Below are 24,169 nucleotides of genomic sequence, written 5' to 3'. Positions count from 1 at the left end.
GAAGGTTGATGCGAGAGAACTCGCCGCTTCCAACGGTTTTTTGGCGCTATTTTCGGCGAAAAACCGCGTCACCGACGCGATGGTGGCACTTTGTAAGAGTAGGTTTTTTTGGGAATATGTGCATACTGTGCGCTTTTTGATGGCTTGAGCGGAAGGCAAGTGCCTCCGGCTCCAACAAAAGACAACTTATGAGCTCGGATAAGAAACAGTCCCTTGGGGCCGTCACGCTGGCGGCAATTGGCGTGGTGTATGGCGATATTGGTACTAGCCCGCTCTATACATTGCGTGAATGTCTCTCTGGTCAGTTTGGATTTGGCGTAGAGCGCGAAGCGGTATTTGGCTTTCTGTCGCTGATCTTCTGGCTGCTGATTCTGGTGGTGTCGCTGAAGTACATCAGCTACGTGATGCGTGCGGATAACGCCGGTGAAGGCGGGATTTTAACGCTGATGTCGCTGGCCGGACGCCATACCGGCGCCAGAGCCACGGCAATTCTGGTGATCATGGGACTGATTGGCGGCAGCTTCTTCTACGGAGAAGTGGTGATAACGCCGGCGGTTTCGGTGCTATCGGCGATTGAAGGTCTGGAAATTGCCGCGCCAAGTCTTGATGCCTACATCGTGCCGTTGGCGATTGCAGTGCTGACTTTACTGTTTGTTATCCAAAAACACGGCACCGGCATTGTCGGCAAGCTGTTCGCGCCGGTGATGCTGCTGTGGTTTTTGGTGCTGGCGGTTCTGGGCGCGCGCAGCATTATCGACAATCCTGACGTCCTGCATGCGATGAACCCGTATTGGGCGGTGCACTTCTTCATCCAATATAAAACTGTCTCCTTCTTCGCGCTGGGCGCGGTGGTACTGGCGATTACCGGCGTAGAAGCGTTGTATGCCGATATGGGCCACTTCGGTAAATTCCCGATTCGTCTCGCCTGGTTCATCGTGGTGCTGCCTTCACTGGTGCTCAACTACTTTGGTCAGGGCGCGCTGCTGCTCAAACATCCTGAAGCGATCAAAAACCCGTTCTTCCTGCTCGCGCCGGATTGGATGCTGATCCCAATGTTGATTCTGGCGACCTTAGCCACGGTGATTGCGTCGCAGGCGGTGATTTCCGGCGTGTTCTCATTAACGCGTCAGGCGGTGCGTCTCGGCTATTTGCCGCCAATGCGCATTGTGCACACCTCCGAAGAGGAGTCCGGGCAGATCTACATTCCAGTGATTAACTGGCTGCTCTATTTCTCGGTGGTGATTGTGATTGTCGGTTTTGAGCACTCCAGCAATCTGGCGGCGGCTTACGGCATTGCGGTAACCGGCACCATGGTGCTGACCGCCATTCTCTGTTCAACCGTGGCGATTCAAAACTGGCACTGGAACCGCTATCTGGTGGTGTTGATTCTGATTGCCATGCTGATCATCGACGTGTCGCTGTTCTCCGCCAACCTGATCAAAGTGTTCTCCGGCGGTTGGCTGCCGCTGACGCTGGCACTGATGATGTTTATCATCATGACTACGTGGAAAAGCGAGCGTTTCCGCCTGCTACGTCGTATGCATGAGCACGGCAATTCTCTTGAAGCGATGATAGCGTCACTGGAGAAATCGCCGCCGGTACGCGTGCCGGGCACCGCGGTGTATATGTCGCGGGCGCTGAATGTGATTCCCTTTGCCATGCTGCATAACCTCAAGCACAACAAAGTTTTGCATGAGCGCGTGGTGTTGCTGACGCTGCGTACGGAAGATGCGCCTTACGTGCACAATGTGCGTCGCGTGACCATCGAACAGCTGTCGCCGACCTTCTGGCGCGTGGTAGCGAGTTACGGCTGGCGCGAAACGCCAAACGTTGAGGAGATTTTCCACCGCTGCGGTCTTGAAGGGCTGAACTGCCGCATGATGGAAACCTCCTTCTTTATGTCGCATGAATCGCTGATTATCGGCGATCGTCCGTGGTATCTGCGCCTGCGCGGCAAGCTGTTCCTCGCGCTGCAACGCAATGCGCTGCGCGCGCCGGATCAGTTTGAAATCCCACCGAACCGCGTGATCGAGCTGGGAACCCAGGTCGAGATTTAACGCTGCGCGCGTCACCAACTCAAGGTGACGCGCAATCCTCCGCTGGCGCGCTGACTGAACTGCAAGCGAACGCCGTGCAGCTGGGCAATATTCTTCACGATAGAAAGCCCTAATCCGCTGCCGGTTTGCGCCTGTCCCGGCGGTCGCCAGAAGCGTTCACCCAACCTTGCCAACTGCTCATCGCTGACGCCCGGTCCGTTATCATCAACGGTAATGGCGCGAACGTTGAGCTGCACATCAATAGTGCTGCCCGATGGCGAATAGCGCAGCGCGTTATCCAGCAGATTGCGCACCATCAACCCCAGCAACAGCGGATGACCGTTCATCACCGGTTCGGCATGGCTGGTGAACTGCAAAGCGATGTTTTGTTGTTCTGCCTGCGGGAAGTGCTCCGCCAGCAGGTTTTGCAGCAGCGGTGCCAGCGCCACCGGTTGAAACTCGCTGCGCAGATCGTCTGCTTCCACGCGTGACAGCGTTAAGAGCTGATCCACCAAACGCGTGGCGCGCACAATGCCGCTATCCAGCTGCTGAATCGCCCGTTTACGCATCGCTTCATCATCATCGGCCAGCTGAATCACTTCGCTCTGCACGCGCAGCGCCGCCAGCGGGCTGCGCAGTTCATGGGCGGCATCGGAGGTAAAGCGACGCTCGCGCTGTACCAGATGCGCCATGCGACTGAACAAGCCGTTGAGCGCCACCACCAGCGGCTTCACCTCTTTGGGCAAGCGCGTGTCCGGCAATGGCGTGGCATCGTCCGGCGCTCGTTGATGCAGCGTAAGCGTGAGGCGCTTCAACGGGCGCAGCTCAAACCACACCAGCGCCAGCAGCAACAGCAGCATAAAAGGCATGGCGACCAACCATGGTAGCAAGCTACTGAGCGCCAGATCGCGCGTCATATCTTCGCGGTATTCCCACTCTTGCCCAACCACCACGCGATAACGCTTATCCGCAGAGGTGAGCCACACTAAGCGCCAGCTCTCTTTATCGCCGCGCAGGCGGCCATCGGTAAAGCCATCACGTTGGTAATCAAACTCTAAATCACGCCCATTTTCGCCGTCATTGAGCAGCGGCTGGCCGTCGGCGCTGAAAATGGCAAACGCCAGCGCATCGTCATCCTGATCGCCACGATGATGACGCAGGATCGACTTGGTGTTAGGCAGTTTTTCGTCCTGCAGCGAGGTGGGATCGAGCTTAATCAGGCGTTTGGCGAACAGCATTTGCTGAGTATCAAACAGCTCGTCTACCGTATCGCGGGTTTGGTGCCAGGCGCTGAGGCTGGCCAGGCCGCCGCACAGCATAATCAGCAGCACAAAGCCGATGGCGAGGCGCAGAAACAGACTCATTCTGCCGCTCCCAGCGTATAACCGACGCCGTGTACGGTGCGAATAAACTGGCTGCCGAGTTTCTTGCGCAGATGATGAATGTGCACCTCCACCGCATTGCTGGAGACATCTTCATCCCAGCTGTAGAGCTTTTCTTCCAGCTGACTGCGCGTCAGTACACGGCCGGGATTGCGCAGAAACAGTTCCAGCAGCGCCAGTTCGCGGCTCTTCAGGCTGACGGCTTCGCCATCGCACAGCACGCTATGGCTGCCGGGCGCCATCACCACTTTGCCGTGTTTGAGTTCTGGCTGCAGTTGGCCGTGACGGCGACGGATCAGCGCCTGCAAGCGTGCCGCCACTTCTGTCAGCGCAAACGGCTTGCACAGGTAATCGTCGGCACCGAGCTGCAATCCCTGAACGCGCTGATCGAGCGCATCGCGCGCGGTGAGGATCAGCACCGGCACATCCTGTCCTTGCTGGCGCCACTGACGCAGGATATCCAGACCATCGCGTTCCGGCAGCGACAGATCCAGCACCACCGCGTCCCAGGGCGCGGCCGCCAACGCCTGAAATCCGTCTTCGCCGGAGACAAACCAATCCACGCTGAATCCGAGTTTGGTTAACCCGACTTTCAAACCGTCGCCAATCAGCGTGTCATCTTCTATCAGTAAAATGCGCATCTACTCTCCTTCTGTTAAGCGGAGTTATACGAAGCACAATCGCTCTTGTACAGCGAAAATCCCGGCAAATAGACTATTTTTCATGAATGTTAGCCCGACGGATTCTCTTAAGATCCTGTTAAGAACCTTATGGTGAAATAGCTTCCGTAAACCAACACATTCATGGAAAAGAGGTGACATATGAAAAAGTCTGCAGCCCTGTTAGCTATCATCGCCCTGGCCGCCACGCCGGTTCTTGCCGCTCAGCAAGGTGGCTTTGTTGATCCGAATGCGCCATCCGCGCAGGTGAAGTCTGGTGGCTTCAAAGCCGATAACACCAGCGTTGTCACGGTGAAACAGGCCGAAGAGATGAAGGACGATAGCTGGATCACCGTGCGCGGTACGCTTGAGAAGCAAATCGGTGATGAGGATTATCAGTTCCGTGATGCCACCGGCACCATGAAGGTCGAGATCGATCATAAACGCTGGAACGGTTTGACCATCACGCCGAAGGATCAGGTAGAACTGACCGGCGAACTGGATAAAGATTTCAACTCCATCGAACTGGACGTGAAACAGGTACGTAAACTGCCTTAATCCCTGCATCGGGGCCGCAGCAGCGGCTCCAATATCCCACCAAACTCAAATTCTCTCTGGTACAAGCGAAACGTTTCGATGGCGATCACATTTCCGTGATGCCGCCATTGAGTTGCCGTGCGCATTTTATACACTCCCGATCAGCGAAACGTTTCGCTGTGGAGTGGAAGAAATGAAAAAAGGTCGCTTGTTAAACGCTGAAGTCTCTCATGTGATTGCTCGCCTGGGGCACACCGATACGCTGACGATTGCAGATGCAGGCTTGCCGATTCCGGCTGGTCCACAGCGCATCGATCTGGCGTTAACGCCGGGTATGCCCGAATTTTTACAGGTGGTTGAGGTAGTCACGCAGGAGATGCAAGTCGAAAGCGCCCTGATGGCGGAGGAGATTAAGCAGCACAATCCGCAGCTCCATAGCGCACTGCTCGCCGTGCTCGAAGCCTTGCAACAGCACCAGGGGAATGTCATCACCATTCGTTACACCAGCCATGAACAATTCAAACAACAAACGCAGCGTAGTCAGGCGGTCATTCGCAGCGGAGAGTGTTCTCCGTATGCGAATGTCATCCTGAGCGCCGGCGTGACCTTCTGAGGCCGCTATGCAACCGTTATTGCAACTCAAAGGGATTGAAAAGTCGTTTCCCGGCGTGAAGGCGCTGAATGGCGCATCGCTTGCTGTTTATCCGGGACGCGTGATGGCGCTGGTGGGTGAAAACGGTGCCGGCAAATCTACCATGATGAAAGTGCTGACCGGCATTTACAGCATGGATGCCGGTTCCCTGCAGTGGCTCGGTCAGGATGTGGCGTTCTCTGGCCCGAAAGCGTCGCAGGAAGCGGGCATTGGTATTATCCATCAGGAACTTAACCTGATTCCGCAACTGACCGTCGCCGAGAATATCTTCCTTGGCCGCGAATTTGTTAACCGCTTTGGCCGTATCGAATGGAAAAAGATGTATGCCGAGGCGGATGCGCTATTAAAGCGCCTCAATCTGCGCTTCAACAGCCACAAGCTGGTGGGCGATTTGTCGATTGGCGATCAGCAGATGGTCGAGATCGCCAAAGTGCTCAGCTTCGAGTCGAAAGTCATCATTATGGATGAACCCACCGATGCGCTGACCGATACCGAAACGCTGTCGCTGTTCCGCGTCATCAACGAACTGAAAGCGCAGGGCTGCGGCATCGTCTATATCTCGCACCGCATGAAAGAGATCTTCGAGATTTGCGATGACGTCACCGTGTTCCGTGATGGGCAGTTTATTGCCGAGCGCGCGGTGTGCGATCTCAGCGAAGAGAGCCTGATCGAGATGATGGTCGGCCGCAAACTGGAAGATCAATATCCACGTATCGATCAGCAGCCGGGTGAGATCCGCTTAAAAGTTGAAAACCTCAGCGGTCCGGGCGTTGATGACGTCAGCTTTACGCTGCGCAAAGGGGAAATCCTTGGCGTGTCGGGCTTGATGGGCGCGGGACGTACCGAACTGATGAAAGTGCTGTACGGCGCGCTGCCGCGCAGCAAAGGTAAAGTCACGCTGAATGGCCGCGAAATCACCACTCGCTCCCCGCAAGAAGGATTGGCGAACGGCATCGTTTATATCTCCGAAGATCGTAAGCGCGATGGTTTGGTATTGGGCATGTCGGTGAAAGAGAACATGTCGCTAACCGCGCTGCGCTATTTCAGCACCGGCGCAGGCAACCTGCGTCACAGCGATGAGCAGTTGGCGGTGGGCGATTTTATCCGCCTGTTCAACGTCAAAACCCCTTCAATGGAGCAGCCGATTGGCCTGCTGTCCGGCGGTAATCAGCAAAAAGTGGCGATTGCGCGCGGCCTGATGACGCGCCCTGATGTGTTGATTCTTGATGAGCCAACGCGCGGCGTCGATGTCGGGGCAAAGAAAGAAATTTATCAGTTAATTAATCAGTTTAAAGCCGAAGGGCTGAGCATCATTTTGGTGTCGTCGGAAATGCCGGAAGTGCTTGGCATGAGCGACCGCATCGTAGTGATGCATGAAGGCCATCTCAGTGGCGAATTTTCCCGTGAGCAAGCTACCCAGGAATCCCTGATGGCGGCGGCAGTCGGTAAGCAACACAGCGAGGAGTTAGTTGTATGAGCACCCAAACCTTACCCGCCAGCCGCCGTTGGTTCAGCAAAGCCTGGCTGCTGGAGCAGAAATCCCTGATTGCATTGATCGTGCTGATCGCCGTGGTTGCCAGCCAGAGCCCGAACTTCTTTACGCTGGCCAACATGTTCAACATTCTGCAGCAGACGTCGGTCAACGCCATTATGGCGGTTGGCATGACGCTGGTGATTCTGACTTCGGGCATTGATCTGTCAGTGGGCTCGCTGCTGGCGCTGACTGGCGCGGTGGCGGCATCGATCGTCGGATTAGAGGTGAATGCGCTGGTGGCCGTTGCGGCTTCGCTGGCGTTGGGGGCGGCGATTGGCGGTATTACCGGCGTGATTGTGGCGCGCGGCAAGGTGCAGGCTTTCATTGCCACGCTGGTGATGATGCTGTTGCTGCGCGGCGTCACCATGGTTTACACCAACGGCAGCCCGATCAATACCGGTTTCAACGATAACGCCGATCTGTTTGGCTGGTTCGGTATCGGTCGTCCGCTGGGCATCCCAACGCCGGTGTGGCTGATGGTCGCGGTATTTGGTCTGGCGTGGTACATGCTGCATCACACGCGCCTTGGTCGTTACATCTATGCGTTAGGTGGCAACGAAGCGGCGACGCGTTTGTCAGGTATCAACGTTAATCGCGTCAAAATCATCGTTTATTCGCTGTGCGGCCTGCTGGCGGCATTGGCGGGCACCATCGAAGTGGCGCGTCTCTCTTCCGCTCAACCTACCGCGGGCACCGGTTATGAACTGGATGCGATCGCGGCGGTGGTGCTGGGCGGTACCAGCCTGGCGGGCGGTAAAGGCCGCATCATGGGCACGCTGATTGGTGCATTGATCCTCGGTTTCCTGAACAACGGCCTGAATCTGATGGGCGTATCGTCTTACTACCAAATGATTGTTAAAGCCGTCGTCATTCTGCTAGCGGTGCTGGTGGATAACAAAAGCAGTAAATAACTCTGACCTTCACACAGGATTTAAAAATGAAAAAGTTAACTGCATTGGCCGTCATTCTTGGCGCCACCCTCAGTGCTGGCGCGATGGCAAAGGACACCATTGCTCTGGTGGTTTCAACCCTGAATAATCCGTTCTTTGTGTCTCTGAAAGATGGCGCACAGAAAGAAGCTGACCAACTGGGTTATAACCTCGTGGTGCTGGATTCGCAGAACAACCCGGCGAAAGAGCTGGCGAACGTGCAGGATCTGACGGTGCGTGGCACCAAGCTTTTGCTGATCAACCCAACCGATTCTGATGCGGTGGGTAACGCCGTGAAGATGGCGAACCAGGCGAACATTCCGGTGATCACGCTGGACCGCGTAGCAGCACAGGGCACCGTAGTGAGCCACGTGGCGTCTGACAACCGTTTCGGCGGCAAAATGGCCGGTGACTTCATCGCCAAAAAACTGGGTGATGGCGCGAAGATTATTGAGCTGCAAGGTATTGCCGGTACATCTGCGGCGCGCGAGCGTGGCGAAGGCTTCAAACAGGCAGCCGATGCGCACAAATTCAACATCCTGGCGAGCCAGCCTGCTGACTTCGACCGTACTAAAGGTCTGAACGTGATGCAGAACCTGCTGCAGGGACATCCGGATGTGCAGGCCGTCTTCGCTCAGAACGACGAAATGGCGCTGGGCGCGCTGCGTGCTCTGCAAACCGCCGGTAAAACCGACGTGCTGGTGGTGGGCTTTGACGGCACCGCTGACGGTGTGAAAGCCGTTGAATCGGGTAAACTGACCGCCACTGTGGCTCAGATGCCAGACAAGATTGGTGTGATTGGCGTGCAGACTGCCGATAAAGTATTGAAAGGCGAGAAGGTGCAGGCGGTTAATCCGGTTGACCTGAAGCTGGTTACCAAATAATAAGTAAAGAAAAGCAGGGCAACGCGCCACCGTCCTGGTGGCGCATCTTTCTGGATGAATCCCAATGACCACAAGCGCAAAACTGGCCGTTCTCGGCAGCATTAATGCCGATCACATCCTTAACCTCGCCCACTTTCCACGTCCGGGCGAAACGGTGATCGGGAAACAGTATCAAATTGCCTTTGGCGGCAAAGGGGCCAATCAGGCGGTGGCTGCCGGTCGTGCCGGTGCAGACATTGCTTTTATTGCCTGCGTAGGCGCCGATGATATCGGCGAGCGCATTCGTCAGCAGTTACAGCAAGACCGCATTGATACCGCACCGGTTGAAACCGTCGCTGATGAATCGACCGGTGTAGCGATGATCTTCGTGAATGGCGAAGGCGAAAATAATATCGGCATCTATTCCGGTGCCAATGCGGCGCTGACGCCGACTCGCGTTGCGCAGCACCAGCAAGTGATTGCCGATGCCGATGCGTTGCTGATGCAGCTGGAATCTCCGCTGGAAAGCGTTCTGGCCGCCGCGAAGATTGCCCGCGCGCAGCAGACGCAAGTGATCCTGAATCCCGCACCGGCCACCGCGCTCTCAGATGAGCTGCTCGCGCTTATCGACATCATCACGCCAAATGAAACCGAAGCAGAAATTCTCACCGGCATTGCGGTGAAGAGCGATGAAGATGCCGCGCGTGCTGCTGCGGCATTGCATGCCAAAGGTATCGATACCGTGTTAATCACTTTAGGCCGTCGCGGTGTGTGGCTGAGTGAGCAAGGCAACGGCGTGCGCATTCCGGGCTTCAGCGTGCAGGCCATCGATACTATTGCGGCGGGAGATACCTTCAACGGGGCGTTTATTACCGCACGTCTGGAAGGTATGCCAATGCACGATGCCGTACGTTTCGCCCATGCCGCCGCTGCGATTGCGGTGACGCGTCCGGGCGCGCAGCCCTCAGTGCCGTGGCGCACTGAGATCGACGCTTTCCTGCAGCAACAGGGCTAAGCGCTTGGCTACCATGAAAGATGTCGCCCGCCTGGCGGGCGTCTCGACCTCCACCGTTTCACACGTCATTAATAACAATCGCTTTGTCAGCGAGCAGGTGCGTGAAAAGGTGGATCAGGCGATTCGCGAGCTTAACTATGCGCCGTCCGCGCTGGCGCGCAGCCTGAAGATCAAACAAACCCGCACCATCGGCATGCTGCTGACCGCCAGCAGTAACCCGTTCTATTCCGAAGTGGTGCGTGGCGTGGAAAACAGCTGCTACGAACGCGGCTACAGCTTGATTCTGTGTAATACCGAAGGCGATGAAGAACGCATGAATCGCAGCCTTGAGACGCTGATGCAAAAGCGCGTCGATGGTTTGTTAATGATGTGCACCGAAACTCATCTGCCTTCAGCGGAGATCCTCAATCGTTATCCGTCGGTGCCGATGGTAATGATGGACTGGGCGCCTTTTGAAGGGCGCGGCGACATTATTCAGGATAATGCGCTGCTCGGCGGTGAGCTGGCAACTCAGCATCTGATCGATCGTGGGTATACGCGCATTGCCTGTATTGCTGGCCCGCAGGATAAAACCCCCGCGCGGTTGCGTCTTGAAGGTTTCCATAAGGCGATGGCCAACAGCGGATTATCGGTTCCGTTGGGTTATGTAGTTGATGGCGATTTTGAGTTTCAGGGCGGCTTCAACGCCATGAATCAACTGCTGACGCTGGATACGCTGCCAGAAGCGATATTTACCAGCAACGATGCGATGGCGGTTGGCGTCTATCACGCCTTGTTCCAGGCCGGATTGCGCGTGCCGCAGGATATTGCGGTGATGGGCTATGACAACATCGAGCTGGCGCGTTACCTGACGCCGCCGCTTAGCACTATCCATCAGCCGAAAGATGAGTTAGGCGAACTGGCGATTGATACCTTGATTCATCGTATGAGCGATCCCGACGCCAGTCAGCAAACGCTGGTGCTGACGCCGGAGCTGGTGGAACGCGGTTCGGTCTAAGCCGATTTCTTCTTTTTCTCGCGGTTGGCGATTAGATTACGGCCGTCGCCCGGACGTAACATCATAAAGGTAAAGGCAGACAACACCGTGACGACGCCCATCGTCAGGAAGGTGGCGTGGAATTGCGCGACGGTTGTCGCCTCGACATCCTGATAGAAACGCAGCACTGCGGCGCTCACCGCCACACCAAAGCTGATCGACAGCTGCTGCGTTACCGCCAGCACACTGTTCCCGCCGCTGGCGTTCTCATCATTTAAATCCGCCAGCGTGATGGTGTTCATCGCGGTGAACTGCGTTGACATCGCCATCCCCAGAATCAACAGTGCCGCCAGCAACATCACCACGCTGCCACCCGGCGATTGCAGTGAGAAGGTGGCGATCAATATGCCAATGATGATGGTGATACCCACCAGCGTATGGCGATAACCGAAGCGATGCAGCACTTGCGTCACAGTGGATTTCGCCAGCAGCGCGCCAATCGCTGTCGGTCCCATCATGCAACCGGCAATCAGCGCAGGATAACCAAAGCCCACTTGCAACATCAGCGGCATCAGGAATGGAATGCAGCCGGTTCCCAGACGCGAAGCGATGTTGCCAAGGATGCCGACCGAGAAGGTGCGGGTTTTAAACATTGGCAGATTAATCAGCGGTGCCGGATGACGACGTGCGTGCACTATATAGAGAAGAAGTAATGCAATGCCGCTCAACAGCACCAACACCGCTTGCCACGGCAACACCACGCGTTCGCCAAACAGTTCGATGCCGACCGAGATCAACACCAAACCCAAACCAAACAGCAGGAAGCCTAAAAAGTCGAAGCGGCGTTTTGGTGTCGTGAAGTCCGGCATATATTTGCGCGCATAGAAGATGCCGGCGATACCGATGGGAATGTTGATGAGGAATATCCAGTGCCAGCTGGCGTAGGTCACTAACAACCCGCCGAGCATTGGGCCCAGAATCGGCCCCACTAAACCCGGCATGGTAACGAAGTTCAACACCGGCAGCAGTTCACTGCGCGGATAAGCGCGTAACAGCGCCAGGCGCGCGACGGGCATCATCATCGCTCCGCCAATCCCCTGCACCACGCGCGAGACCACCAACATGCTCAATGACCCGGATAAGGCACAGGCCAGCGAACCCAGCGTAAATAGTGATACGGCAAGAATGAAGATTTTGCGTGTGCCGAAGCGATCGGCCAACCAGCCACTCACCGGGATCAGCATTGCCACCGTTAGCGTGTAACTGATGATGGCGGATTGCATGGCTAAAGGAGAACGTTCAAGGCTGGTGGCGATAGCAGGAAGCGCAGTATTCAGGATGGTGGCGTCAAGTGCTTGCATGAAAAACGCCATGGCGGCGATCCAGGGCAAGCCGGCCATACTGCGCGCGGAGCGAATCATTGAAAGTCCTTCTCGAATAATTGTCAGCCTGCGACAAAGAAATTACGTTTGGTTAAAGAGAATAGCATTGGTGTTTAAGGTGATGGCGCTGATTTGTGCCGATGAAGCGGCGCTTTTGACTGATTCTTCGCCGGGAAATGTCTGTTTTTAACGCGTTCGTTTAAAAAAGAGGCGCTCAGTCATTTTTTTGCAATTAACCCTTGTCACCTCCGAATAACTCCCTATAATGCGCCACCACTGAGACGGCAAAGCGGCAACGCAGACGGCTCAGCAGGGAGTGAAGAAATTCATCCCGCCGGATGAAAGCGCTGAAAAAAGTGTTTGACTCCGAAGGAGAGTAGCGTAGTATACGCCACCTCGCGACAGACGGTTCAGCCGCTGCCCGCAACGCTCTTTAACAATTTATCAGACAATCTGTGTGGGCACTCGCAGGATTGATATCAGCGTCTCCGGACGCAACAAAATATCAAAGCCTCACGAGTGAACACATAATGAAATTCATTATGACGTTTTACAGATGAGCACCGCTGAACTTGTTTCAGCAAATCAAACTTAAATTGAAGAGTTTGATCATGGCTCAGATTGAACGCTGGCGGCAGGCCTAACACATGCAAGTCGAACGGTAGCACAGAGAGCTTGCTCTCGGGTGACGAGTGGCGGACGGGTGAGTAATGTCTGGGAAACTGCCCGATGGAGGGGGATAACTACTGGAAACGGTAGCTAATACCGCATAACGTCGCAAGACCAAAGTGGGGGACCTTCGGGCCTCACACCATCGGATGTGCCCAGATGGGATTAGCTAGTAGGTGGGGTAATGGCTCACCTAGGCGACGATCCCTAGCTGGTCTGAGAGGATGACCAGCCACACTGGAACTGAGACACGGTCCAGACTCCTACGGGAGGCAGCAGTGGGGAATATTGCACAATGGGCGCAAGCCTGATGCAGCCATGCCGCGTGTATGAAGAAGGCCTTCGGGTTGTAAAGTACTTTCAGCGGGGAGGAAGGCGGTGGAGTTAATAACTTCACCGATTGACGTTACCCGCAGAAGAAGCACCGGCTAACTCCGTGCCAGCAGCCGCGGTAATACGGAGGGTGCAAGCGTTAATCGGAATTACTGGGCGTAAAGCGCACGCAGGCGGTCTGTCAAGTCGGATGTGAAATCCCCGGGCTTAACCTGGGAACTGCATTCGAAACTGGCAGGCTAGAGTCTTGTAGAGGGGGGTAGAATTCCAGGTGTAGCGGTGAAATGCGTAGAGATCTGGAGGAATACCGGTGGCGAAGGCGGCCCCCTGGACAAAGACTGACGCTCAGGTGCGAAAGCGTGGGGAGCAAACAGGATTAGATACCCTGGTAGTCCACGCCGTAAACGATGTCGACTTGGAGGTTGTTCCCTTGAGGAGTGGCTTCCGGAGCTAACGCGTTAAGTCGACCGCCTGGGGAGTACGGCCGCAAGGTTAAAACTCAAATGAATTGACGGGGGCCCGCACAAGCGGTGGAGCATGTGGTTTAATTCGATGCAACGCGAAGAACCTTACCTACTCTTGACATCCAGAGAACTTAGCAGAGATGCTTTGGTGCCTTCGGGAACTCTGAGACAGGTGCTGCATGGCTGTCGTCAGCTCGTGTTGTGAAATGTTGGGTTAAGTCCCGCAACGAGCGCAACCCTTATCCTTTGTTGCCAGCGGTTCGGCCGGGAACTCAAAGGAGACTGCCAGTGATAAACTGGAGGAAGGTGGGGATGACGTCAAGTCATCATGGCCCTTACGAGTAGGGCTACACACGTGCTACAATGGCGCATACAAAGAGAAGCGACCTCGCGAGAGCAAGCGGACCTCATAAAGTGCGTCGTAGTCCGGATCGGAGTCTGCAACTCGACTCCGTGAAGTCGGAATCGCTAGTAATCGTAGATCAGAATGCTACGGTGAATACGTTCCCGGGCCTTGTACACACCGCCCGTCACACCATGGGAGTGGGTTGCAAAAGAAGTAGGTAGCTTAACCTTCGGGAGGGCGCTTACCACTTTGTGATTCATGACTGGGGTGAAGTCGTAACAAGGTAACCGTAGGGGAACCTGCGGTTGGATCACCTCCTTACCTGAAGATACCTTCCCGCGCAGTGCTCACACAGATTGTCTGATAAAAAGTAATGAGCAAGACGGCTGCGAAGTCGTGACACTATCGTGTCCCCTTCGTCTAGCGGTTAGGACTCCGCCCTTTCACGGCGGCAACAGGGGTTCGAATCCCCTAGGGGACGCCACTTGCTTGGTGACAGGTGAAAGGTGTCTCCACGAAGTATCTCAAAACTGACTTAACCGTCATGTTTGAGATATTGCTCTTTAACAATCCGGAACAAGCTGAAAATTGAAACGACGTGTTGGTTCATTTCTCCGTAATAAGAAATGAATAACAACATGTTCGAGTCTCTCAATGCCTGCAGTCCGCAGCGTTGCAAAACGCCTGTGGGTTGTGAGGTTAAGCGACTAAGCGTACACGGTGGATGCCCTGGCAGTCAGAGGCGATGAAGGACGTGCTAATCTGCGTAAAGCGTCGGTAAGGTGATATGAACCGCTACAGCCGACGATGTCCGAATGGGGAAACCCGGTGCACTCAGTGCATCATCGCAACATGAATACATAGTGTTGCGAGGCGAACCTGGGGAACTGAAACATCTAAGTACCCAGAGGAAAAGAAATCAACCGAGATTCCCCCAGTAGCGGCGAGCGAACGGGGAACAGCCCAGAACCTGAATCAGTTTGTGCGTTAGTGGAAGCGTCTGGAAAGTCGCGCGATACCGGGTGATAGCCCCGTACACGAAAGTGCACATTCTGTGAGTTCGAAGAGTAGGGCGGGACACGTGGTATCCTGTCTGAATATGGGGGGACCATCCTCCAAGGCTAAATACTCCTGACTGACCGATAGTGAACCAGTACCGTGAGGGAAAGGCGAAAAGAACCCCGGCGAGGGGAGTGAAACAGAACCTGAAACCGTGTACGTACAAGCAGTGGGAGCCTCTTTAATGGGGTGACTGCGTACCTTTTGTATAATGGGTCAGCGACTTATATTCTGTAGCAAGGTTAACCGTATAGGGGAGCCGCAGGGAAACCGAGTCTTAACTGGGCGTTAAGTTGCAGGGTATAGACCCGAAACCCGGTGATCTAGCCATGGGCAGGTTGAAGGTTGGGTAACACTAACTGGAGGACCGAACCGACTAATGTTGAAAAATTAGCGGATGACTTGTGGCTGGGGGTGAAAGGCCAATCAAACCGGGAGATAGCTGGTTCTCCCCGAAAGCTATTTAGGTAGCGCCTCGTGAACTCATCTTCGGGGGTAGAGCACTGTTTCGGCTAGGGGGCCATCCCGGCTTACCAACCCGATGCAAACTGCGAATACCGAAGAATGTTATCACGGGAGACACACGGCGGGTGCTAACGTCCGTCGTGAAGAGGGAAACAACCCAGACCGCCAGCTAAGGTCCCAAAGTCATGGTTAAGTGGGAAACGATGTGGGAAGGCACAGACAGCCAGGATGTTGGCTTAGAAGCAGCCATCATTTAAAGAAAGCGTAATAGCTCACTGGTCGAGTCGGCCTGCGCGGAAGATGTAACGGGGCTAAACCATGCACCGAAGCTGCGGCAGCGACACTATGTGTTGTTGGGTAGGGGAGCGTTCTGTAAGCCGTTGAAGGTGGCCTGTGAGGGTTGCTGGAGGTATCAGAAGTGCGAATGCTGACATAAGTAACGATAAAGCGGGTGAAAAGCCCGCTCGCCGGAAGACCAAGGGTTCCTGTTCAACGTTAATCGGAGCAGGGTGAGTCGACCCCTAAGGCGAGGCTGAAAAGCGTAGTCGATGGGAAGCAGGTTAATATTCCTGCACTTGGTGTTACTGCGAAGGGGGGACGGAGAAGGCTAGGTTATCCGGGCGACGGTTGTCCCGGTTTAAGCGTGTAGGCTGATATCTTTGGTAAATCCGGGATATCTTAAGGCTGAGGCGTGACGACGAGCCACCACGGTGGTGAAGTAACTGATGCCCTGCTTCCAGGAAAAGCCTCTAAGCTCCAGGTAACACGAAATCGTACCCCAAACCGACACAGGTGGTCAGGTAGAGAATACCAAGGCGCTTGAGAGAACTCGGGTGAAGGAACTAGGCAAAATGGTGCCGTAACTTCGGGAGAAGGCACGCTGGCGCGTAGGTGAAGGGACTTGCTCCCGGAGCTGAAGCCAGTCGAAGATACCAGCTGGCTGCAACTGTTTATTAAAAACACAGCACTGTGCAAACACGAAAGTGGACGTATACGGTGTGACGCCTGCCCGGTGCCGGAAGGTTAATTGATGGGGTTATCCGCAAGGAGAAGCTCTTGATCGAAGCCCCGGTAAACGGCGGCCGTAACTATAACGGTCCTAAGGTAGCGAAATTCCTTGTCGGGTAAGTTCCGACCTGCACGAATGGCGTAATGATGGCCAGGCTGTCTCCACCCGAGACTCAGTGAAATTGAAATCGCTGTGAAGATGCAGTGTACCCGCGGCAAGACGGAAAGACCCCGTGAACCTTTACTATAGCTTGACACTGAACATTGAGCCTTGATGTGTAGGATAGGTGGGAGGCTTTGAAGCGTGGACGCCAGTCTGCGTGGAGCCAACCTTGAAATACCACCCTTTAATGTTTGATGTTCTAACGTAGGCCCGTAATCCGGGCTGCGGACAGTGTCTGGTGGGTAGTTTGACTGGGGCGGTCTCCTCCCAAAGAGTAACGGAGGAGCACGAAGGTTGGCTAATCCTGGTCGGACATCAGGAGGTTAGTGCAATGGCATAAGCCAGCTTGACTGCGAGAGTGACGGCTCGAGCAGGTGCGAAAGCAGGTCATAGTGATCCGGTGGTTCTGAATGGAAGGGCCATCGCTCAACGGATAAAAGGTACTCCGGGGATAACAGGCTGATACCGCCCAAGAGTTCATATCGACGGCGGTGTTTGGCACCTCGATGTCGGCTCATCACATCCTGGGGCTGAAGTAGGTCCCAAGGGTACGGCTGTTCGCCGTTTAAAGTGGTACGCGAGCTGGGTTTAGAACGTCGTGAGACAGTTCGGTCCCTATCTGCCGTGGGCGCTGGAGAATTGAGGGGGGTTGCTCCTAGTACGAGAGGACCGGAGTGAACGCACCACTGGTGTTCGGGTTGTCATGCCAATGGCACTGCCCGGTAGCTAAGTGCGGAAAAGATAAGTGCTGAAAGCATCTAAGCACGAAACTTGCCCCGAGATGAGTTCTCCCTGACTCCTTGAGAGTCCTGAAGGGACGTTGAAGACTACGACGTTGATAGGCCGGATGTGTAAGCGCAGCGATGCGTTGAGCTAACCGGTACTAATGACCCGTGAGGCTTAACCTTACAACGCCAGAGGCGTTTTGGTCTGAGAGACCGGTATTTTCAGCTTGTTTTACGGATTAAAGATTTAGCGGAAGCGGATGTTATTCGTTTTTGCGCAAAGAATTTGCCTGGCGGCTTTAGCGCGGTGGTCCCACCTGACCCCATGCCGAACTCAGAAGTGAAACGCCGTAGCGCCGATGGTAGTGTGGGGTCTCCCCATGCGAGAGTAGGGAACTGCCAGGCATCAATTAAGTGAAGAAGCCCCGAACGAAAGTTCGGGGCTTTTTTACATCCGGATATTAGTAAAAAATCTACTAATTCAACGCTTCTTCAGCCACTGAGCAATAAAATCAGCAACCTGCATTGGTTGATTAATATCCAATACCGGCAAATTCAGTTCTAAATCTTCATCAGCAGCGACTGCAATTACATACTGATCCAGCAAATCCTCAACCCTACCTTTAACGCCACGCCGCCAAAGTGCAATTTTGGGGACCGCCTCATCTTTGAAACCCTCTACCAGCACCAGATCTAATGCCGAGCTATCCATCTGCGATGCTAATTGCATCAGGCTTAGCGGCCTATCGGGTGTTTCAGCCATCAACGCCCAGCGCTGATTACTGGCGACGATCACTTGATCCGCCCCAGCTTTGCGCAGTAAATAGCTGTCTTTCCCCGGCGTATCGATATCCATCTGATGATGTGTGTGCTTAATTAAGCCTGAGCGAATCCCCCGAGCTTTGAGCAGCGGGATAACTTGCTCGAGCAAGGTCGTTTTTCCGGTCCCGCTCCACGCGGCAATAGCCAGTAAGCGCAGGCTCATAAACATTTTTCCTCATTCACGAGGTCGTCTGGCGTGTTGATATTGCGAAACGCAGATTCTGGATCCGAAAACGCAACGGCATGCCCGCCATGCTCATGTAAAAACTGCATCAGGCGTCTCTTGCCGCGCAGTAGCCAGGCTTCAAGATCATCAGCGAGCGCACGATTGACCAGCGCTAAGGATGGATGATCACGCAGGGAAGACTTCACCCACACGGCGGGCGCATCATTACGCTGCTGCCATAAACGCGCGACGAAATCATTGGGGATCCATGGCGTATCGCAAGCGCAGAAAGCGACCCATTCGGTTTCACTGCTGCGTAAACCACTGAGCATGCCAGCCAGCGGTCCGGGATAATCGGGCAATGAATCGGTAACAACCTGACAACCACTTGCCTGATAGCGATCAATGTTACGGTTAGCGCTTATCAACACAATATTGACCTGCGGCTGGAATCGCCGCAAAACGTGTTGATAAAGGGGTTCGCCCTGTAACATCAAAAACCCTTTATCCTGGCCTCCCATACGGCTGCCTTGGCCACCTGCGAGAATCACGCCGGTAAAAGCTGTCATCTTCGTCTCCTTGCTTCATTCTGGACGATACTTACTGAGCGGCAGCGTACCATCTGCATAAGGAATCAATGATGAAATATCACCGACTCAATGAACTGCTCGAGCTCCTGCAACCGGCATGGCAAAAGGATCCCGATCTCAATTTGCTGGCATTTTTGCAAAAACTGGCGCAGGAATCTGGTTTCAGTGGCCCATTAAGTGAATTAACCGATGATGTATTGATTTACCATCTCAAAATGCGTGACACAGATAGCCAGAGTGTCATTCCCGGCCTGAAAAAGGATTATGAAGTGGACTTCAAAACCGCGCTATTACGTGCACGCGGTGTGATTAAGGATGATGAGTAATGTTATCCTTGCGCATTAATCGCAAAGGTAACACACAGGCCAAATGATGAGCGAAGCCGCCTTTAATTTCCAGACGCTGAATCCCGATGTCATCCTTGATGCACTTTGGGATGCGGGTCTGCGTGTCGAATCAGGCTTAACCGCCCTCAATAGCTATGAAAACCGCGTCTATCAGTTCAGCGATGATGATAAACGCCGCTATGTGGCTAAGTTTTATCGTCCGCAGCGCTGGAGCGCGCAACAGATCCTTGAAGAGCATCAGTTCACTCAGGATTTATTAGAGGATGAAGTGCCGGTCGCCGCGCCGCTCGTTCTGCAGGGCAGTACGCTGAATCATCATGCCGGCTTCATGTACGCGGTCTTCCCCAGTTTAGGCGGGCGGCAATATGAAACCGATAACGAGGATCAGATGGAATGGGTTGGCCGCTTTCTGGGCCGCATCCACCAAACCGCAAAGCAAAGCCTGTTTCAGCGGCGGCCCACCTTCGGCCTTGAAGAGTATGTGTTTCAACCACGCCAGGAGCTGGAACAAAGCGCGTTAGTTCCGTCTTCACTCAAGGACTTACTGCTTGCTGCCGTTGATAAGCTCAGCGCGACACTGCAGCAGCGCTGGCATAGCCAATGGCAGCCGTTAAGGTTGCACGGCGATTGCCATCCCGGCAATATTCTGTGGCGTGAAGGCCCGATGTTTGTCGATCTTGATGATGCCCGTAACGGACCAGCAGTGCAGGATTTGTGGATGCTGGTCAATGGCGATCGTCAGGAACAATTGATTCAATGGGACATTTTGCTGGAAGCCTATAATGAATTCGGTGATTTTGATTTACATGAATTGTCACTGATTGAGCCTTTACGCGCTATGCGCATGGTTTATTATTTGGCCTGGGTGGTACGCCGCTGGCAGGATCCCGCTTTTCCGCGCGCCTTTCCCTGGATGACAGATGAGGATTTTTGGCGCCGGCAGATTGCATTATTTATCGAGCAGGAAAGGCTGCTACAGGAACCGCCGTTGCAGCTTAGCCCGCAATATTAATGAAGTACTCAGGAGATTGTTTCACGATGAAAAAGATCATGTTTGCGCTGGTAGGTTTAATGCTGGCATTTGGCGCCTCAGCGGCACAGTTCAACGAGGGTAAGCAGTTCGTTACTTTGCCAAAGCCAGTGGCGGGTGAGCCGCAGGTTCTGGAGTTCTTCTCCTTCTTCTGCCCACATTGCTACCAGTTCGAACGCGTTTATCACGTGAGCGATGCAGTGAAAAAGAACCTGCCGGCGGATACGAAAGTGACCAAATACCACGTTGATTTCCTTGGCGGTCAATTCGGTCCGGTTGTCACTCAGGCATGGGCTGTTGCCATGGCGCTGGGCGTAGAAAGCAAAGTTACTGCACCGATCTTCGATGGTATTCAGAAAACCCAAACCGTTACCGATGCAGCAAGCCTGAAAGAGACCTTTATTAAAGCGGCGGGTATCTCTTCAGAAGATTACGATGCAGCGTGGAACAGCTTCGCTGTAAAAGCGCTAGTTGCGCAGCAGCAGAAAGCGGCAGCAGACGTCAATCTGCAAGGTGTGCCAGCAATCTTTGTTAACGGCAAATATATGGTTAACAACGGTGGCCTGGATACCAGCTCAATGGACAACTTCGTTGCTGATTACGCCAACGTAGTGAAGTTCCTGGTAGAAAAGAAGTAATTTAGTTTTCAGAACGCCGGCACTGCCGGCGTTTTTTATTGCCTTTTCTCTCATACGTATAGGATGTATTTATTGACCTTCCGCTTAATATCCACATGGACGATCGTCTTTTCATTAGAGCGGATGAGGTCACGGTAAGTATTTAACTAACTGATATAATTTAATTTTTAATATTAAAGTAATTGCAATTAACGTAAATAACAATACGTTATGATTTTTACGCACAAACTTATCCACAGATTGATCCTTGCGATCCATGCCGCGTAACGACGAAAAAGATCCTGACTTCCCCGAGTGCATTCAACATTCTCCTCCGGTTGTGGCATCCTTATAGCCCTCATTATCGCAACGAAGAAAATACGAACCTATGGCGCAAATTGCAGAAAATCCCCTGATTCTGGTCGACGGCTCATCTTATCTGTACCGTGCATATCATGCCTTTCCGCCGCTAACGAACAGTGCAGGCGAGCCAACTGGCGCCATGTATGGTGTGCTCAATATGCTGAAGAGCCTGTTGATGCAGTATCAGCCAAGCCATGTGGCTGTGGTCTTCGATGCGAAAGGCAAAACCTTCCGCGATGAGCTGTTTGAGCACTACAAATCGCACCGTCCGCCGATGCCAGACGATCTGCGTGCGCAGATTGAGCCGCTGCATGAAATGGTGAAAGCGATGGGCCTGCCGCTGTTGGCGGTCTCTGGCGTTGAGGCGGATGATGTCATCGGTACGCTGGCGCTAGAGGCGGAAAAACTTGGCCGCCCGGTGTTGATCAGCACCGGCGATAAAGATATGGCGCAGCTGGTGACGCCTGCAATCACCTTGATTAACACCATGACCAATACCGTGCTCGGTCCGGAAGAGGTCGAGCAGAAATATGGCGTGCCACCCGCGTTGATTATCGATTTCCTTGCCATGATGGGCGACAGCTCGGACAACATTCCGGGCGTGCCGGGCGTCGGTGAGAAAACCGCACAGGCGCTGCTGCAAGGCTTGGGTGGTATGCAGTCAATCTATGACAATCTCGATAAAGTGGCCGATCTCTCGTTCCGCGGCGCGAAAACCATGGCGGCGAAGCTGGAGCAAAATCGCGATGTCGCTTTCCTGTCTTATCAGCTGGCAACCATCAAAACCGATGTTGAATTGGATCTGACGTGCGATCAGCTCGTTGTCAATGAACCCAATGTAGAAGCGTTGCAAACCTTGCTTAGCCGCTATGAATTTAAGCGCTGGATCACCGATTTGCAGGATGGCTCATGGCTGCAACAAGGTAAAAAGAGCAACGCGCAGACTAAGAAAGCGCACCTCAGCGAACCTGCTGCGCCCGCTGCCGAAGCGACCAGCGTGCTCTCTGCGGATGGCTACGTCACTATCCTCGATGAAGCGACATTTACTGAATGGCTGAAAAAGCTGAAAAGCGCCGAGCTCTTCGCTTTCGATCTTGAGACCGACTCGTTGGATACCTTAAGCGCCAATATTGTCGGTATTGGTTTTGCCGTCGCGCCGGGTGAAGCGGCTTATCTGCCGGTCGCCCACGATTATCTGGATGCGCCAGATCAGCTGGATCGTAGTGAAGTACTGAAGCAGCTAAAACCGCTGCTGGAAGATGGCAAAGCGGCGAAGGTTGGCCAGAATCTCAAATACGATCGCGGCGTGCTGAAGAATTACGACATCGAACTGAACGGCATCAAATTCGACACCATGCTCGAATCCTATTGCCTGAACAGCGTGGGCGGCAAACACGATATGGATAGCCTGGCCGCGCGCTGGCTCAACCATAAAACGGTGACGTTTGAAGAGATCGCGGGCAAAGGGAAAAATCAGCTCACTTTTAACCAAATTGCTATCGAGCAAGCCGGTCACTATGCGGCGGAAGATGCCGATGTCACGCTGCAATTGCATCTGAAAATGTGGGAGAAGCTGGAGCCGGAAGCGGGGCCGAAACAGGTATTTGAAGAGATAGAAATGCCGTTGTTGAAGGTGATATCGCGTATTGAGCGCAACGGCGTGCTGATTGATCAGAATATCCTGGCGAAACACTCGCAGGAGCTGACCACGCGTGTGGCCGAACTGGAGCTGAAAGCGCACGAGCTGGCGGGCGAACCGTTCAATCTCTCTTCACCTAAACAGCTGCAAACCATTTTGTTTGAAAAGCAGGGAATCAAGCCAACCAAGAAAACGCCGGGCGGCGCACCGTCGACCAGCGAAGAAGTATTGGCTGAGCTGGCGCTCGATTATCCATTGCCGAAAGTGATTCTTGAACATCGTGGTTTATCGAAGTTGAAATCGACGTACACCGATAAGCTGCCACTGATGATCAATCCGGTTACCGGCCGCGTGCATACTTCCTATCATCAGGCGGTAACCGCGACAGGACGACTCTCGTCTACCGATCCTAATCTGCAGAATATCCCGGTGCGCAACGAAGAAGGGCGCCGAATTCGCCAGGCGTTTATCGCCGGGTCGGGCAATCGTATTGTTGCTGCGGACTACTCACAGATTGAACTGCGCATCATGGCGCATTTGTCGCAAGATAAAGGTCTGCTGGATGCGTTTGCTCAGGGCGAAGATATCCACCGCGCCACCGCGTCAGAAGTGTTTGGTGTGGCGCTTGGCAAAGTATCGGGCGAGCAGCGTCGCAGTGCTAAAGCGATCAACTTTGGCCTGATCTACGGAATGAGCGCGTTTGGTCTCTCTCGCCAGCTGAATATCGGCGCGGGTGAGGCGAAGAAATACATGGATCTCTACTTTGAACGCTATCCGGGCGTGTTGCGTTATATGGAAGAGACGCGCGCGAAGGCGGCAGAGAAAGGCTATGTTGAAACGCTTGATGGTCGTCGCTTGTGGCTGCCTGATATTACCTCCAGCAATGCCATTCGTCGTAAAGCAGCGGAGCGTGCGGCGATCAACGCCCCAATGCAAGGCACGGCGGCAGACATCATCAAACGCGCGATGATTGCGGTGGATGGCTGGCTGTTAGAGCAAAAAGACGATGCCGTGCGCATGATTATGCAGGTACACGATGAACTGGTGTTTGAGATTCGCAGCGACGCGGTAGATAGCTCGATTAAGACCATCCGTGACCTGATGGAGAACAGCATGAAGCTGGATGTGCCGCTGCAGGTTGAGGTCGGGTCCGGCGATAACTGGGATGAGGCGCACTGATTATGCGTATTCAGCGGTATTTGCGTGCCGCTGACATCATCATAAGAAAAATGTTTACTTAATCGGTTCAGCAACCTCACAAAGCGGTCTATTAAATGCGCGTTTTGTAACTACTTATCGGCTAAGCATTTTTTTAGTAATTAAACTACATCGCACACGTGAAAGTGTGATGAACTTAGTAAAAAAGATGTCGAATCCTGAAACTTAACAACAAAAAAC

18 protein-coding genes, 1 tRNA gene and 3 rRNA genes are annotated in these 24,169 nt (G+C 53.9%); 17 read left to right on the top strand and 5 right to left on the bottom strand.

Features of this window, described 5'->3' with window-relative positions; translation table 11 throughout:
* Positions 1-188: 188 nt before the first annotated feature.
* The gene (gene kup / locus AC6I8A_RS19435) at positions 189-2,057 is read left to right on the top strand and encodes a low affinity potassium transporter Kup (protein ID WP_008106742.1); all 1,869 of its coding nucleotides are present in this window, start codon (positions 189-191) and stop codon (positions 2,055-2,057) included.
* A gap of 11 nt (positions 2,058-2,068) precedes the next feature.
* Here kup and qseC read toward each other — a convergent pair whose 3' ends face one another.
* Positions 2,069-3,400 carry a quorum sensing histidine kinase QseC gene (gene qseC / locus AC6I8A_RS19430; RefSeq protein ID WP_497818926.1) on the bottom strand — a complete coding sequence of 444 codons (1,332 nt, stop codon included), beginning with the start codon at positions 3,398-3,400 and terminating at the stop codon, positions 2,069-2,071.
* Positions 3,397-4,059 carry a quorum sensing response regulator transcription factor QseB gene (gene qseB, locus AC6I8A_RS19425; RefSeq protein WP_312183957.1) on the bottom strand — a complete coding sequence of 221 codons (663 nt, stop codon included), beginning with the start codon at positions 4,057-4,059 and terminating at the stop codon, positions 3,397-3,399. Before qseB ends, qseC begins: the two co-directional genes overlap by 4 nt.
* Before the next feature lie 180 nt (positions 4,060-4,239).
* Between qseB and AC6I8A_RS19420 the strand changes: the two genes are divergently transcribed.
* From AC6I8A_RS19420 to rbsR, 7 genes are all read left to right on the top strand, one after another.
* Positions 4,240-4,635, top strand: coding sequence for a YgiW/YdeI family stress tolerance OB fold protein (locus AC6I8A_RS19420; protein WP_008106749.1), 396 nt, complete (start codon positions 4,240-4,242; stop codon positions 4,633-4,635).
* 172 nt (positions 4,636-4,807) lie between these two features.
* Complete coding sequence (rbsD, locus tag AC6I8A_RS19415) at positions 4,808-5,227, top strand: D-ribose pyranase (protein ID WP_497818925.1); 420 nt, start codon at positions 4,808-4,810, stop codon at positions 5,225-5,227.
* A gap of 7 nt (positions 5,228-5,234) precedes the next feature.
* A complete protein-coding gene (gene rbsA, locus AC6I8A_RS19410; RefSeq protein ID WP_479486386.1) occupies positions 5,235-6,743 on the top strand; it encodes a ribose ABC transporter ATP-binding protein RbsA in 1,509 nt (502 codons plus the stop codon).
* The gene (rbsC, locus tag AC6I8A_RS19405) at positions 6,740-7,711 is read left to right on the top strand and encodes a ribose ABC transporter permease (protein WP_008106756.1); all 972 of its coding nucleotides are present in this window, start codon (positions 6,740-6,742) and stop codon (positions 7,709-7,711) included. The genes rbsA and rbsC overlap by 4 nt, the downstream gene beginning before the upstream one ends.
* Before the next feature lie 26 nt (positions 7,712-7,737).
* Positions 7,738-8,613, top strand: a complete 876-nt coding sequence (rbsB, locus tag AC6I8A_RS19400) for a ribose ABC transporter substrate-binding protein RbsB (RefSeq protein WP_008106759.1) — start codon at positions 7,738-7,740, stop codon at positions 8,611-8,613.
* Positions 8,614-8,677: 64 nt separating this feature from the next.
* Positions 8,678-9,607, top strand: coding sequence for a ribokinase (rbsK, locus tag AC6I8A_RS19395; RefSeq protein ID WP_256697878.1), 930 nt, complete (start codon positions 8,678-8,680; stop codon positions 9,605-9,607).
* A 13-nt stretch (positions 9,608-9,620) separates the two neighbouring features.
* A complete protein-coding gene (gene rbsR / locus AC6I8A_RS19390) occupies positions 9,621-10,604 on the top strand; it encodes a ribose operon transcriptional repressor RbsR (protein WP_256698465.1) in 984 nt (327 codons plus the stop codon).
* Here rbsR and mdtD read toward each other — a convergent pair.
* Complete coding sequence (mdtD, locus tag AC6I8A_RS19385) at positions 10,601-12,004, bottom strand: multidrug transporter subunit MdtD (protein WP_256697877.1); 1,404 nt, start codon at positions 12,002-12,004, stop codon at positions 10,601-10,603. The two genes, rbsR and mdtD, sit on opposite strands and share 4 nt — an antisense overlap.
* On the opposite strand from mdtD, the gene AC6I8A_RS19380 reads away from it, so the two are divergent.
* From AC6I8A_RS19380 to rrf, 5 genes are all read left to right on the top strand, one after another.
* Positions 11,943-12,155: a hypothetical protein gene (locus tag AC6I8A_RS19380; protein ID WP_256698480.1), complete on the top strand. Its 213-nt coding sequence runs from the start codon at positions 11,943-11,945 to the stop codon at positions 12,153-12,155. The genes mdtD and AC6I8A_RS19380 overlap by 62 nt on opposite strands.
* A gap of 403 nt (positions 12,156-12,558) precedes the next feature.
* A 16S ribosomal RNA gene (locus tag AC6I8A_RS19375) occupies positions 12,559-14,098 on the top strand.
* An 88-nt stretch (positions 14,099-14,186) separates the two neighbouring features.
* Positions 14,187-14,261, top strand: a tRNA-Glu gene (locus tag AC6I8A_RS19370).
* 213 nt (positions 14,262-14,474) lie between these two features.
* Positions 14,475-17,380, top strand: a 23S ribosomal RNA gene (locus tag AC6I8A_RS19365).
* Between the two features lie 106 nt (positions 17,381-17,486).
* Positions 17,487-17,602 (top strand): 5S ribosomal RNA (gene rrf, locus AC6I8A_RS19360).
* Together the 16S, 23S and 5S rRNA genes with 1 tRNA gene alongside form the textbook arrangement of a ribosomal RNA operon.
* A gap of 76 nt (positions 17,603-17,678) precedes the next feature.
* Here the strand turns inward: rrf and mobB are convergent.
* A complete protein-coding gene (gene mobB, locus AC6I8A_RS19355) occupies positions 17,679-18,182 on the bottom strand; it encodes a molybdopterin-guanine dinucleotide biosynthesis protein MobB (protein ID WP_497818924.1) in 504 nt (167 codons plus the stop codon).
* Positions 18,179-18,754 (bottom strand): molybdenum cofactor guanylyltransferase MobA, encoded by a 576-nt coding sequence (gene mobA, locus AC6I8A_RS19350; protein WP_479486384.1) that lies wholly within the window; start codon positions 18,752-18,754, stop codon positions 18,179-18,181. The genes mobB and mobA overlap by 4 nt, the downstream gene beginning before the upstream one ends.
* Before the next feature lie 71 nt (positions 18,755-18,825).
* On the opposite strand from mobA, the gene AC6I8A_RS19345 reads away from it, so the two are divergent.
* The 4 genes from AC6I8A_RS19345 (at position 18,826) to polA (ending at position 23,950) form a co-directional block, all read left to right on the top strand.
* Positions 18,826-19,101 (top strand): YihD family protein, encoded by a 276-nt coding sequence (locus AC6I8A_RS19345; protein ID WP_061720519.1) that lies wholly within the window; start codon positions 18,826-18,828, stop codon positions 19,099-19,101.
* Positions 19,102-19,147: 46 nt separating this feature from the next.
* A complete protein-coding gene (locus AC6I8A_RS19340) occupies positions 19,148-20,134 on the top strand; it encodes a serine/threonine protein kinase (protein ID WP_265303125.1) in 987 nt (328 codons plus the stop codon).
* Positions 20,135-20,160: 26 nt separating this feature from the next.
* Positions 20,161-20,790 carry a thiol:disulfide interchange protein DsbA gene (dsbA, locus tag AC6I8A_RS19335; RefSeq protein WP_256697874.1) on the top strand — a complete coding sequence of 210 codons (630 nt, stop codon included), beginning with the start codon at positions 20,161-20,163 and terminating at the stop codon, positions 20,788-20,790.
* 367 nt (positions 20,791-21,157) lie between these two features.
* On the top strand, positions 21,158-23,950 hold the full coding sequence (polA, locus tag AC6I8A_RS19330) for a DNA polymerase I (RefSeq protein WP_497818923.1): 2,793 nt from the start codon (positions 21,158-21,160) through the stop codon (positions 23,948-23,950).
* Positions 23,951-24,169: the final 219 nt, after the last annotated feature.

The sequence above is a fragment of the Pantoea sp. X-Soil-ISGK-275 genome, assembly GCF_059730795.1.
Note: the sequence above shows the minus strand (reverse complement) of the source record. Positions and strands in the feature narration are given on the sequence as shown.